The sequence below is a fragment of the Amycolatopsis sp. NPDC049868 genome (assembly GCF_044461365.1).
Taxonomy (GTDB): Bacteria; Actinomycetota; Actinomycetes; order Mycobacteriales; family Pseudonocardiaceae; genus Amycolatopsis.
Genome location: NZ_JBITKV010000003.1, coordinates 203,079 through 215,191 on the forward strand (window position 1 = coordinate 203,079; position 12,113 = coordinate 215,191).

Genomic DNA, 12,113 nt, shown 5'->3' on the forward strand with positions numbered 1-12,113 from the left:
GCTGTTACTTTCGCTGTGTGCGCGTAGGCATCGTGATCCTTCCGGAAGATCGTTGGTGGGCGGCCGAGCCGAAATGGCGGGCCGCCGAGGAATACGGCTTCGACCACGCTTGGACGTACGACCATCTCGGCTGGCGGACTCTCGTCGACGGCCCGTGGTTCAGTGCGATGCCAACGTTGACGGCGGCCGCGATGGTGACGTCGCGGATCAGACTGGGCAGCTTCGTGGCTTCGCCGGTCGCCCGGCATCCTGTGCCCTTCACCCGCGAGCTGACCACCCTCGACGACATCTCCGACGGCCGCTTCATCCTCGGCGTGGGTGCGGGCGTCCCGAACACCAACTACGACGCCGCTGTGCTCGACGGCCCCGAACTGTCGGTCAAACAGCGCACGGACCGCTTCGCCGAGTTCGTCGAAGCGCTCGACGGGCTCTTGATGACCGACGGTTTCGACTTCGAGGGCGAGTACTACCGGGCCAAGGGCGCGCGGAATCTGCCGGGCTGCGTGCAGCGGCCGCGGCTGCCGTTCCTGGTGGCCGCGAACGGCCCCCGCACGATGACGCTGGCCGCGCGGTTCGGCGCGGGCTGGGCCACCACCGGCGTCAAGGCGGACACCCAGGACGAGTGGTGGAAGGGTGTCGCGGAACTCGTGAAGACCTTCGACGAGCGGCTCGACGCCGTGGGCCGGGACAAGGCGAGCGTGCAGCGGTTCCTGAGCCTCGACGCGGCGCCGGTCTTCTCCCTCGACAGCGTGGGCGCGTTCACCGACGCCGCCGGGCGGGCCGGTGAACTCGGGTTCACCGACATCGTCACGCATTGGCCGCGGTCCGGCGACTACTACGTCGGCCGCGAGTCGACACTCGAAGAGGTCGTCAGCGACGTACTCCCGGTACTCCAAGGAAGAAGCTCTTAGGCCGATCGGGTGACGTTGGCGAGCCGGGTAAACCGGTTCCGCCCAGTAGTCGTCTGAAGAACAAGTACAGCGAGTGGGTGTGGCCGACGACGGCTACCCCTCACGGGTCACCCCGGGGGTGAATGGGGGACTGAGGCTCGCGTGGTCGCGGCAGGGGCAGTCCGCGGCCACGCGAGCCTTTATCTTTTCCGCGCTTGCCCGGTCCGGATGTCATGAAAGGGTCGTTCAGGACATCTTTTGTCCTGAACGACCCTTTCATGACATCCGTGAAGGGACCGGCGTCAGCGCCCCGCCAGATGCAATGAACGGTCCTTTCCTTGCAAATTTCGCAAGGAAAGGACCGTTCCTAGCACGGGCAGGCGGCGCGAAGCAGGCGTCAGCGCGTCAGCGTGTAGATCGAAGCACCCGCGTTGGAGAAGTCCTTCCGCAGGAAGCCCAGCCCGTCCAGATCCCGCAGCCCCGGCGCCGGCGGTTCGCCGATCTTGATCGGGGTGCTCCCGATCAGCACGTGCTTGACGTTCAGCCGCTTCACCGCGGCCCGCACCTCGGGGTCGGTGTCGTAGTCGCGGAAGTGCAGCGCCAGGTATTTCGCGTCCGGCGGCGGCACGCCCGGGTCGTAGTGCCCGGCGACCGGGTGGATACCGGTGATCGCGTACAGCCAGGCCGTCCCGTCGAAGCGCTCGTTGAGCACCTTCTCGTCCGGTCCGATGTTCATCTTGGTCAGCTGGTCCATCGCGGCCAGCTCGTCGGCGCTGACCGGCGGCGTGACCTCGCCCTCCGGCCCGTTGTAGTACAGGAACGACACCGCGTGCGCGTTCGACTCGGTGTAGAAACCCTTGGTCAGCACGGCCGACGCGGCCACGACGAACACGGCGGTGGCCAGCCCCAGCCGGGCGGGCAGCGCGGGACGGCTCTTCACCCAGGACCGGCCGCTCGCCCACTTCGCGAACCAGCGTTGCAGCTCCGCCATCCCGTGCCCGGCGAGCAGGCACAGCGGGATCGCGGCGAGCGCCATCAGGCGGTACCGGTCGTTCCACCAGGGCCGCGACAGCGAGATCACCCACGGTTCGGCGCCGAACGAGGCGACCAGCACGAACAGCGCCGAGAAGCCGATCGCCGAAAGCCCCACCCAGCGCATCCGCCCGAGCCGGAACAGGCTCAGCGCGCCGATCGCCAGCAGCACCGTCAGCCACACCTGCGGGGCGCTCAGCACCTGCCGGAAGGTCACCAGCAGCCCCAGCGACTTCAGCACCGGCAGGTCGGAGCCCCACGCGTAATAAGGGTATGAACCCGAAGTGAATTTCAGGGCGCCGAGGATGTGCGGCGCCGCGAGCAGCGCGCTCCCCGCCATCACCGGCACCATCTTGACGACGTCGCCGCCGATGATCCTCAGCCCGCCGCGGCCCTCCGGCACCCCGTCGAGCGGCTTGTGCCGCAGCGCGCGGTACCAGCGCTGCACCACCAGCGGGAAGGCGAACAGCAGCGCGCCGAACAGCGCCGACGAATGCGCCGCCAGCAGGCCGACCGCGGTCAGCGCGAGCACGTAGCCGGTGTCGAGGCCGGGCCGCGCGAGGAAGCGGGCCAGTGCGACCACGGCCAGCGGTGTCAGCACGATCCCCAGCGCGAACGGCAGCAGCCCGCTGGACACCGACTCGTACGCGCCGGTGGTGGCCGCGGCGGCCACCAGCGCGGTGCAGCCCGCGAACACCGCCCGCCCGCCGAGCTGGCGGATCAGGGCGACCATCGACAGCGCGAAGATCCCGGCGACCGGCATGGTGATGGCGTTCAGCGTGACCGGGATCGTCGTGCCCGAGATCGAGTACACGAGCGAGCCGACCAGGTGATACGCGTTCGGGTAGAACGAGCCGTCCGGATACCAGTTGATGGTGCCCATGCCGGTCAGCGAGCCGTCGCCGGTCTCGGCGATGTAGCGGATGCCGTTCGCGTGGAACACGGTGTCCCAGCGCTGGAACACCGCCGTCGTGCCGCCGCGGGCCGAGAGCACCACGAGGATCGAGATGCCGACGGCCAGCGCGACGCAGGCCGCGACGGCGTAGTGCGCGCGCGGGTGCCACTTCGTCGGCGGCTCCTCGGCGCCCTGCTTGATCCAGCCGCGGCTCTGTCCCAGCTTGCGCAGGCCGAAGCCGATCCCGGCGAGCACGGCCGTGACGGCCGCCACGGTCAGGGGGTTGTACGACACGCCCGCGAGTGCCAGCCACGGACCGGCCAGTCCGGTTACCGTGTAGGACAGCAGTGGGGCCAGGCCCGCCAGGGCCCAGCCGCGCAGGCCCGCGGCCCGGCCGACGAGCCCGCCGGGGACCGCCAGGACGGCCAGGTAAGTGAAGGTCGCACCGAAGTAGGACCAGAAGGTGTCCGGAGTAGGCACTGCTTCCTAAATGTGTCTGTCGAAGGTGAAAACCGGTGCTCGGTGCAGGGCACGGAGTCGACGTGCGTACCCTCGACGCCCGTGAGCGCGCACACGAACCCCGACAAGATTACTGAAGCCGATTTCACCGGCTACGACCTCATCGTGGTCGGCTCCGGATTCTTCGGGCTGACCGTCGCCGAACGGGCCGCGGCCGAGCTCGGCAAGAAGGTCCTCGTGCTGGAGCGGCGCCACCACATCGGTGGTAACGCCTACTCCGAGGCCGAGCCCGAGACCGGCATCGAGGTGCACCGCTACGGTGCGCACCTGTTCCACACCTCCAACAAGCGTGTGTGGGAGTACGTCAACCGCTTCACCGAGTTCACGAACTACCAGCACCGGGTGTTCGGCAAGTACCAGGGTCAGGTGTACCCGCTGCCGATGAACCTGGCGCTGATCAACCAGTTCTTCGGCAAGTCGCACACGCCGGACGAGGCTCGCGAGCTGATCGCCAAGCAGGCGTCGGAGTTCGAGACCGCGAACGCGCAGAACCTCGAGGAAAAGGCGATCTCGCTGATCGGCCGCCCGCTCTACGAGGCGTTCATCCGGGGCTACACGGCCAAGCAGTGGGAGAACGACCCGAAGAACCTCGGCGCCGACATCATCACCCGGCTCCCGGTCCGCTACACCTTCGACAACCGCTACTTCAACGACACCTACGAGGGGTTGCCGGTCAACGGTTACACCGCGTGGCTCGAAAAGATGGCGGAGCACGAGAACATCGAGGTGCGGCTGAACGTCGACTACTTCGACGTCCGCGAGCACATCCCCGCCGGCACCCCGACCGTCTACACCGGGCCGCTGGACCGCTACTTCGAGTACTCCGCGGGCCGTTTCACCTGGCGGACCGTGGACTTCGAATCCGAGGTCGTCGAGACGGGTGACTTCCAGGGAGCTTCGGTCGTCAACTACAACGACGAAGAAGTGCCCTACACCCGGATCATCGAGTTCCGGCACTTCCACCCGGAGCGCAAGCACTACCCGAACGACAAGACGGTCGTGTTCCGCGAGTACTCCCGGTTCGCCGGCGAGGCCGACGAGCCGTACTACCCGATCAACACCCCGGAGAACCGCGAGAAGCTCGAGGCCTACCGCGAGCTGGCGAAGGCCGAGGCCAAGGACAAGAACGTGCTGTTCGGCGGCCGTCTCGGTACCTACAAGTACCTCGACATGCACATGGCCATCGGCTCGGCGCTGTCCGCGTTCGACAACAAGATCGCGCCGCACTTGACCGATGGCGCGCCTCTGGACGGGTCCCTCGATGCTTGAGAAGGGCACTCCCACGGGTGAAGTCGCCGTCCTGGCCAAGGCTCAGGGCGTCCTGAAGAGCGACATCACGGTGAAGGCGGCACGCGGTCTTTCGCACTTCGGCGAGCACAGCGCGGGATGGTTCGCGCTGGGGCTCGTCGGGGCCGCGGTCGACAAGAAGCGCCGCAAGGACTGGCTGGTCGCGGCGGCGGGCGTCGTCGGCGCGCACGCCGCGTCCATCGCGGTGAAACGCGTGGTCAGGCGGCCGCGACCGGACCACCCGAGCGTCGAGGTCCTGGTCTCCACGCCGAGCAAGCTGAGCTTCCCGTCCTCGCACGCGACCTCGACTACGGCGGCGGCGGTGCTCTACTCCGGATTGACCGGGCGTAACCTGGTCCCGGCCCTGGTACCGCCGATGCTGGCCTCCCGGCTCGTGCTCGGCGTCCACTACCCGACCGACGTTCTGGCCGGAGCGGCCCTTGGGGGCGTAGTCGGCGGCTTGATACGTAGGAAGCTGAAGCGACGATGAGTGAAACGACCGAGAAGGCCGATTCCAAGCCTGACGACGTAGAACCCGTGGCCGCGACCGAGGCCGCCGAACCGAAGAAGGTCGCCGGCGGTCTCGTCGGCGGCATCATCAAGACGGCACGCCCGCGCCAGTGGGTGAAGAACGTGCTGGTGTTCGCCGCACCGTTCTTCGCCTTTTCGAAGTCGACGGACCGGACCGGCCTGCTGATCGCCGCGCTGATCGCCTTCGCGGCGTTCTCGCTGGTGGCCTCCTCGGTCTATCTCATCAACGACGCGATCGATGTCGAGGCCGACCGGGCGCACCCGACCAAGCGGAACCGGCCGATCGCGGCCGGGATCGTGCCGGTGCCGGTGGCGTTCGTCGCGGCGGGTGTGTTCTTCGCCGCCGGTCTCGGCATCTCGTTCTTCGCCAGCTGGCAGCTCGCGGTCGTGCTGGCGGTCTACGAGGCCGTCCAGCTCGGCTACTGCTTCGGGCTCAAGCACCAGCCGGTGGTCGATTTGGCCATCGTCGGCTCGGGCTTCCTGATGCGGTCGATCGCCGGTGGTGTGGCCGCGGGTATCGCGCTTTCGCAGTGGTTCCTGCTGGTCACCGCGTTCGGCTCGCTGTTCATGGTGGCGGGCAAGCGCTACGCCGAGATCATGCTCTTCGAGCGCACTGGGGCGAAGATCCGCTCTTCGCTCAAGAAGTACTCGGCGAGCTACCTGCGGTTCGTCTGGGCGACGTCCGCGGCGATCCTGATCATGTCCTACTGCCTGTGGGCGTTCGAGATCCGCCAGGTCGAGCACGACTCGGTCTGGGCGGTCGTCTCGATGGTCCCGTTCGTGGTGGCCGTCCTGCGCTACGCCGTCGACGTCGACGGCGGCAACGCGGGCGAGCCGGAGGAGATCGCGCTCAAGGACCGCGTGCTCCAGGTACTCGGCGCGAGCTGGGTGGTCACGCTGTTCCTGTCGTTCTACCTCTGATTCGACAGCTCACACACAGCGCATCCATAGGAAGCGCACGCATCCTCGGTGATGGGGGCGGGCACACAGCCCGCCCCCATCGACCTGAGGAGCGAAAGATGAGCGACCCGCAGCGGCCGTCCGAAGACGAGGACAAGACGGTCGAGCAGCCCGCCGCCGGCGCCGAGAAGCCCGACGAGAAACCCGCCGAGACCCCGGCCGCCGCCCCCGCGGGCCCGCCGCCGGGCTGGGTTCCGGCGCAGCAGGCTCCGCCCGCGAAGGGCGGTTTCCGCCGCTTCGCCGGGCACCGCGCGACGCAGCTGGTCGCGGTCGGCGTACTCGGCTTCGTCCTCGGTGGCGGGATCATCGGCACCGCCGTAGGACTGGCCTCCCGCGACGGTGACCGGCCCGGTTTCTCCCGTGAACACCGTGGTCCGGGTGGTCATGGCATGGATCGCGACTTCCGTGACGGCCCCGGCTGGCGTGACCAGCGCCACGGCGGGTAGATAACGGAATCATCACGCCGCCGTGTACGGTGTTCGTGATGCGAAGCGCCTCCGCCGATCTGCCTCAGGCTTCCGGTGCGCTGCCGGAAGCCACCGTCCTTACCCGTCCCTGGGTGCTCCCGGCCGGGGCGGCGGTGGCGTCGGCCTTGGTGTTCGTGCTGGTCAGCGGGCATTTGATCGACGACACGTACATCACGCTCTCGTATGCGAAGAACCTCGCCTTCCACGGCCACTGGGGCCTGATCGAAGAAGGCACCGCCAACACCGCGACGTCGCCGCTGAACGTCCTCGTGCTGGGGCTCGTCACCTTCATCGTGCGAGACGCCGTCTTCGCCGCCGGGATCGTCTACGTCGCGAGCCAGGTGGCGCTCGTCCTCGGCCTCCGCCGGATCGGCGCCGCGACCGGTCTCCCGGCCTGGTTCGCCCCGCTGGCGCTGGGCCTGCTGCTGGTGAACCCGCTGCTGCTGTCGTCAGTCGGCCTCGAAGTCGCCCTCGGCGCGACGGCCGTCGTCTGGTCGATGGTGTTCCTGTACGAACGACGGCCCGCCGCCGCGGGCGCGATGATCGGCCTGATCGCGCTGATCCGGATCGATCTGCTGCTGATCGCGTTCGTCCTGTTCCTCGGGCGCCGCGAATTCTGGGCAGGCATCTGGCGGATGACGTTCGCCGCGCTCGCGGTGATGCTGCCGTGGTTCGTGTTCAGCTGGCTGGTGCTGGGTTCGGCGGTGCCGGACACCCTGGTCATCAAGATCATGCAGCGTTCGTGGGGACCGTTCAGCTTCACCAACGGCCCGCTGCTGTACTGGCGCAACTTCCCGGTGGCGGCGACACTTTCCTTTCTGCCACTCGTGATCGGCGCGCTCGTCGGTCTACTGTGGACATTCCACTTCCGGCGCGGCTCGGAGCGGGCGAAGCGGCTGCTGCCGTTCGCGACCCTCGCCATCGCCGGCGCGGCGCACTACCTGGCTTATTGCTGGCTGAACGTCCCGCCGTACCACTGGTACTACGCGCCCAGCATCGTCGGCGCGACGATCTTCCTCGCCGCCGCGGCCTGCGCGGTACCCGGGCGGGCCCGGCTCGGAACGGGGATCCTCGCGGGCGCGTTCCTCGTCACGAGCGCCGTCGCCTACGCGGCTCCTGAGCTGCCGCGCCGGTTCGCCCCCATCACCAGCAATCACGCCTCGTCGGACGAATATCGCGCGATCGGCTCGCAACTGGGCGAATTGACCAAGGGGCGCAAGGTGGAGAGCGCGGGCGAGGTCGGCGCGCTCGCCTACTCCTGCGATTGCGACATCGTCGACCAGTTCTCCGACCGCGGCTCCGTCGATCCGGCGATCATCGAGACGAAGAACCGCAGCAGCGACCTGGGGAAGGCGCTGCTGGCGGCGAACTTCCGGTTCTTCGATCACAGTGTCCCGCCCGCGACCCCGGATCTGGTGCTGGCCACCACCAGGAAGGCCCCGCCCGCGAACGCGCTGGCGACCTGGACGATCCACTCGCCGTGGATGGGCACGCAAAGCCTGTACCTCCTCCCGGCCCGCTGACTCCCGAGAGGGGTCAGCGGCGGGAACGGGCCCGGTCGGCCTTCGTGACGGCCAGCATGTCCCGCTGGCAGACCACGGACCCGTCGGCGAAGACGAACTGAAGCACTGGACGCGCCGGGAAACTCCGCCCCAGGTAGAGCGCGGAAACCGAACGCACCACTCCCGGCGGCATCTCCTCGAAGGTCCGGAACGGCTGCGCGGGATCCTCGCCCTCCAGCAGCCGCGCCGGGTACACGACGGCCAGCCGCCGATCCGAAAGCGTCAGCCGAGCCTCACCCTTACCGCCGGCGAGGTGGTCCGCGAGCCGCGCCGCGGTCTGATCCGCGGTCCGCGCGACGACCCAGTACGCGATCGTCGGGTCGTCGGTCCAGTCGCCTTCGAGGACGTCCGGAGCGGGTAATGGCCACCGCGTTTTCCCGGTCACCGCGGGGGTTTCCCGCGACGCCGAATAGGGCAGCGTGAGCTCGCCGTCCAGCACGAGCCCCACGTGGCCGTGCGCGGGCGGGCAGCCGATGATCAACCGTTCGCCGGGAGCGAGCCAGAACCGGTGCAGTTCCTTTTCGACGATCTCGTCGACGGACTTCGCCATCGGAAGCGTGTTCTCCATCAGCTCACCGTCACCGAGTAGAGCCAGGCGAACTGCCGGGGATCGTCACAGTCGAACAGGAAATCCATCCCCGATCCGTCCACGAAGGATGCACGAAGGCATGGGCGCCGCTTCTTGCCGTGCTCGGCCACCGCGAATCCGGCGATCGACTCGCGCGGGATCTCGGCGCACGGCACCATCTCGTGCCGCGCGATCGGGACGCCCGCCGCGTTCTCGCCGTATGTCTTCGTGGTCATGATCGCGGCGATGTCCTTGCCGAACCCGATCGCCTTCGACATGAACGACTTCTTCGAGGGTTCTTCGGGAGCGACGAACTTCTCCAGCACCAGCAGCCGCGCGCTGGTCAGCGCCCACAGCCGCGAAAGCGAACCACTGGTGGACAGCCCACGCACCGCCGTGTGGGCGAGGCCGCCCTGTTCGCCGAGCACGATGACCTGCGGCGACGGCGGATTCGACGCGCCGCTGTCGTCTCCGCCGCCCAACGCGGCGCCGATCATGTCCCCGGCGAAGTTCGCCGCGCCCGAGCCGAGTTTGCCCAGCACGCTTTTCTTCGGCACACCCCAGGGGTCCAGACCGCGTACGTCGTAGTTCAGCGTCCGGCCGTACGCGGCCCACAGCAGCCGTTCACCCGCGTGCAGCGAAGGCAAGGCCTGTGACGCGGCCCCGAGCGGGTAGCCGAGGTTCATTCCCTAGATCGGCAGCTTCCGGAAGATCGGCCGGGGGATATGCCGCAGGGCCGACATGACCAGCCGGAACGGCGCGGGCGACCACACCAGTTCCTTGCCGGCGCGCGAGGCGGCGACGGCGGTCTCGGCGACCTGCTCGACGTCCACCGTCAGCGGGGCGTCCTTGAGGCCTTCGGTCATCTTGGTCCGGACCTGGCCGGAACGGACGACGGTGATCTGCACGCCGAACTCCGCCAAGGCCTCGCCGAGGCCCAGGTAGAAGCCGTCGAAACCGGCCTTGGAGGAGCCGTAGACGAAGTTCGACCGGCGGACCCGCTCACCGGCGACCGAGGACAGCGCGATGACCTTGCCGTGTCCCTGCGTCTTGAGCTTGTTCGACAGCGCGACCCCGACGGACACCGCGGCCGTGTAGTTCACGGTCGCCGCTTCGACGGCCTTCGCGTGGTCCTGCCACAGCTCTTCCTGGTCGCCGAGCAGGCCGAACGCCACGACGGTGACGTCGATGTCGCCACCCTCGAAGGCCTTGTCCAGCACGGCGGGGTGGGTGTCGAGGGCCTTGGCGTCGAAGTCCACGGTGGACACCTCGGCGCCCTTGTCCTTCAGGCGCTGAGCGGCCGCGTCGAGCCGCGGCGACTGCCGTCCGGCCAGCACGACCCGGAGGGGCCGCTCGGACAGGTACTTCTCCGCGATCGCGAGCGCGATGTCGGAGGTGCCGCCGAGCAGCAGCAGGGACTGGGGGTTGCCCACAGCGTCGATCACAGTTCCAACCTTCGGGACATGTCAGAGGCGAAAACGCCTTCGGGGTCTACGGAAGCGCGGACCTTGCGCCATTCCTCGAGCCGCGGATACATCTTCGCGAAGTTCTCCGCGGAGGTGCGTGAGTCCTTCGCCGTGTACAGACGGCCGCCGAGCGCGAGCACGTCCTCGTCGAGTTCCTGGCAGAACCGGCTCAGCCCGTCCTTGATCGGGAAGTCGAGGCAGACCATCCAGCCGGGGTGCGGGAACGACAGCGGCGCCGCGTTGCCCTCGCCCATCTGCTTGAACACGTTGAGGAACGACACGTGCCCGGAGTCCGCGACCTTCTGGATGATCCGGCGCAGCGGCTCGTGCGCGTTCAACGGCGTGCTGAACTGGTACTGCAGGAAACCCTTGGAGCCGTACGCCCGGTTCCACTCGCCGAACAGGTCGAGCGGGTGGTAGAACGCGGTCAGGCTCTGGATCTGGTCGCGCGCGTTCTTCGCGGTCTTGCGGTAGTAGAGCTCGCCGATCGCGGAGAACGACAGCTTGTTCGCCAGCCCGTTCGGGAACACGTCCGGCAGGGTCGCCAGGGTGCCCGGGTTGAACTTGAGCGGGTCGGTCCGCAGCTTGGGCGGCAGTTCGTCCAGTTTGGCGAGCGAGCCGCGCTGGAAGGCGGCGCGGCCCAGCTTCGCGCCCCTGGAGATCGAGTCGAACCAGCCCGACGAGTACGTGTAGTTGTCCTCGGAACCGTCCGTGACCAGCGCCAGCGTCTCGTCGAGATTCGCCGTGCGCTGGATGTCGGCCTTGAAGTAGGCCGTCTCGGTCTTCGTCATCCGGATCTTGGCGCGGACGATGATGCCGGTCAGGCCGATGCCGGCCACGGTCGCCCAGAACAGCTCCGCGTCGGGGCCGTCCGGCGTGATCGTGCGCACCTGCCCGTCGGCGGTGACCAGGTCCATCGACACCACGTGGTTGCCGAAACTGCCCGCCGAGTGGTGGTTCTTGCCGTGGATGTCGTTGGCGATCGCGCCGCCGATGGTCACCTGGCGCGTGCCCGGCAGCACCGGGACCCACAGGCCGTACGGGAGGCCCTCGCGCATCAGCTTGTCGAGGCTGACCCCGGCGTCGAGGTCGACGATGCCGGAATCCGGGTCGATCGAGTGGATGCGGTCCAGCGCGGTCATGTCCACGACCAGGCCGCCCGCGTTCTGCGCAGGGTCGCCGTAGGAGCGGCCGAGACCACGCGCGATGACCCCGCGTTCCCCGGCCCGCGTCACCGCGCGGGCGATGGCTTCCACGTCGGGGGTGCTCAGGACGTTCGCGATACTCGGCGACGTCCTTGCCCAGCCCATGAGCGACTGCCGCTGTGTCTTGGGTGCTTGGGTCACGCCGACCAGGGTAACCACGCCGAACACTGCCCGGAACGTGACCCTGAAGTGCTCGCTTCTACACTTTGCGCACCAGCCCCAGCAGTTTATGAGGTAGAGCAGTGGTGGCGACCGACCCGAAAGCCGGCGTGACGGCAGCAGCGCCGTCCTCTCCTGGGCTGCTCGGGCAGCTCATCCGCTTCGGCCTCATCGGCGGCTTCTGCGCCCTGGTCGATTTCGGCGTCTACCAGGGGCTTCGTGCCCTCGGAATGGACGCGACGCCGTGGGTGGACATCGCTCGTGCGCTCAGCTTCATCGTGGGCACCACGACCGCCTTCTTCCTGAACCGCAAGTTCACCTTCGCCGGTGGACGCCAGGAGGGCGCGCGTCAGATCGGTAGCTTCGTGCTCTTGTACGCCGTGACGTTCCTCGTGGCCGTCGGCGTCAACCGCACGATGCTGCACGTCCTGCCGGAGTCGGCCTGGAAGGCCACCTTCGGCTGGGTCGTCTCGCAGGCAACCGCGACCGTGATCAATTTCGTCATGCTCAAGTGGGTCGTCTTCCGTGAGCCCCGCGCCACCGCCACCAGCACAGAGGAGAACTGAGGATTC

General features: G+C 68.2%; 12 protein-coding genes. 7 read left to right on the top strand and 5 right to left on the bottom strand.

The genetic code is table 11. The features are described from left to right. Nucleotides 1-17 precede the first annotated feature (17 nt). Nucleotides 18-911, top strand: a complete 894-nt coding sequence (locus tag ACIBTM_RS14365) for an LLM class flavin-dependent oxidoreductase (protein WP_395876959.1) — start codon at nucleotides 18-20, stop codon at nucleotides 909-911. A 376-nt stretch (nucleotides 912-1,287) separates the two neighbouring features. Here the strand turns inward: ACIBTM_RS14365 and ACIBTM_RS14370 are convergent, their stop codons facing one another. After that, nucleotides 1,288-3,297: a DUF6541 family protein gene (locus ACIBTM_RS14370; RefSeq protein ID WP_395876960.1), complete on the bottom strand. Its 2,010-nt coding sequence runs from the start codon at nucleotides 3,295-3,297 to the stop codon at nucleotides 1,288-1,290. A gap of 81 nt (nucleotides 3,298-3,378) precedes the next feature. On the opposite strand from ACIBTM_RS14370, the gene glf reads away from it, so the two are divergent. The 5 genes from glf to ACIBTM_RS14395 all read left to right on the top strand — a co-directional run bounded on the left by glf (nucleotide 3,379) and on the right by ACIBTM_RS14395 (nucleotide 8,104). Then, nucleotides 3,379-4,605 carry a UDP-galactopyranose mutase gene (gene glf, locus ACIBTM_RS14375; protein WP_395876961.1) on the top strand — a complete coding sequence of 409 codons (1,227 nt, stop codon included), beginning with the start codon at nucleotides 3,379-3,381 and terminating at the stop codon, nucleotides 4,603-4,605. After that, nucleotides 4,598-5,113 (top strand): phosphatase PAP2 family protein, encoded by a 516-nt coding sequence (locus ACIBTM_RS14380; protein ID WP_395876962.1) that lies wholly within the window; start codon nucleotides 4,598-4,600, stop codon nucleotides 5,111-5,113. Before glf ends, ACIBTM_RS14380 begins: the two co-directional genes overlap by 8 nt. Then, complete coding sequence (locus ACIBTM_RS14385; protein ID WP_395876963.1) at nucleotides 5,110-6,075, top strand: decaprenyl-phosphate phosphoribosyltransferase; 966 nt, start codon at nucleotides 5,110-5,112, stop codon at nucleotides 6,073-6,075. The genes ACIBTM_RS14380 and ACIBTM_RS14385 overlap by 4 nt, the downstream gene beginning before the upstream one ends. Nucleotides 6,076-6,173: 98 nt before the next feature. Continuing rightward, nucleotides 6,174-6,560, top strand: coding sequence for a hypothetical protein (locus ACIBTM_RS14390; RefSeq protein WP_395876964.1), 387 nt, complete (start codon nucleotides 6,174-6,176; stop codon nucleotides 6,558-6,560). Between the two features lie 38 nt (nucleotides 6,561-6,598). Beyond that, nucleotides 6,599-8,104, top strand: a complete 1,506-nt coding sequence (locus ACIBTM_RS14395; protein ID WP_395876965.1) for a hypothetical protein — start codon at nucleotides 6,599-6,601, stop codon at nucleotides 8,102-8,104. Between the two features lie 13 nt (nucleotides 8,105-8,117). On the opposite strand, the gene ACIBTM_RS14400 is transcribed toward ACIBTM_RS14395, so the two are convergent. From ACIBTM_RS14400 to ACIBTM_RS14415, 4 genes are read right to left on the bottom strand one after another with little or no spacing between them, the layout of a single operon-like run. Next, nucleotides 8,118-8,711, bottom strand: a complete 594-nt coding sequence (locus ACIBTM_RS14400; protein ID WP_395876966.1) for a hypothetical protein — start codon at nucleotides 8,709-8,711, stop codon at nucleotides 8,118-8,120. Beyond that, nucleotides 8,711-9,397, bottom strand: coding sequence for a hypothetical protein (locus ACIBTM_RS14405; protein ID WP_395876967.1), 687 nt, complete (start codon nucleotides 9,395-9,397; stop codon nucleotides 8,711-8,713). The genes ACIBTM_RS14400 and ACIBTM_RS14405 overlap by 1 nt, the downstream gene beginning before the upstream one ends. Before the next feature lie 3 nt (nucleotides 9,398-9,400). Next, nucleotides 9,401-10,156: a decaprenylphospho-beta-D-erythro-pentofuranosid-2-ulose 2-reductase gene (locus ACIBTM_RS14410; RefSeq protein ID WP_378428978.1), complete on the bottom strand. Its 756-nt coding sequence runs from the start codon at nucleotides 10,154-10,156 to the stop codon at nucleotides 9,401-9,403. Beyond that, the gene (locus ACIBTM_RS14415) at nucleotides 10,153-11,523 is read right to left on the bottom strand and encodes an FAD-binding protein (RefSeq protein WP_395876968.1); all 1,371 of its coding nucleotides are present in this window, start codon (nucleotides 11,521-11,523) and stop codon (nucleotides 10,153-10,155) included. Before ACIBTM_RS14415 ends, ACIBTM_RS14410 begins: the two co-directional genes overlap by 4 nt. A 101-nt stretch (nucleotides 11,524-11,624) precedes the next feature. On the opposite strand from ACIBTM_RS14415, the gene ACIBTM_RS14420 reads away from it, so the two are divergent. After that, the gene (locus ACIBTM_RS14420; RefSeq protein ID WP_037333430.1) at nucleotides 11,625-12,107 is read left to right on the top strand and encodes a GtrA family protein; all 483 of its coding nucleotides are present in this window, start codon (nucleotides 11,625-11,627) and stop codon (nucleotides 12,105-12,107) included. Nucleotides 12,108-12,113 lie beyond the last annotated feature (6 nt).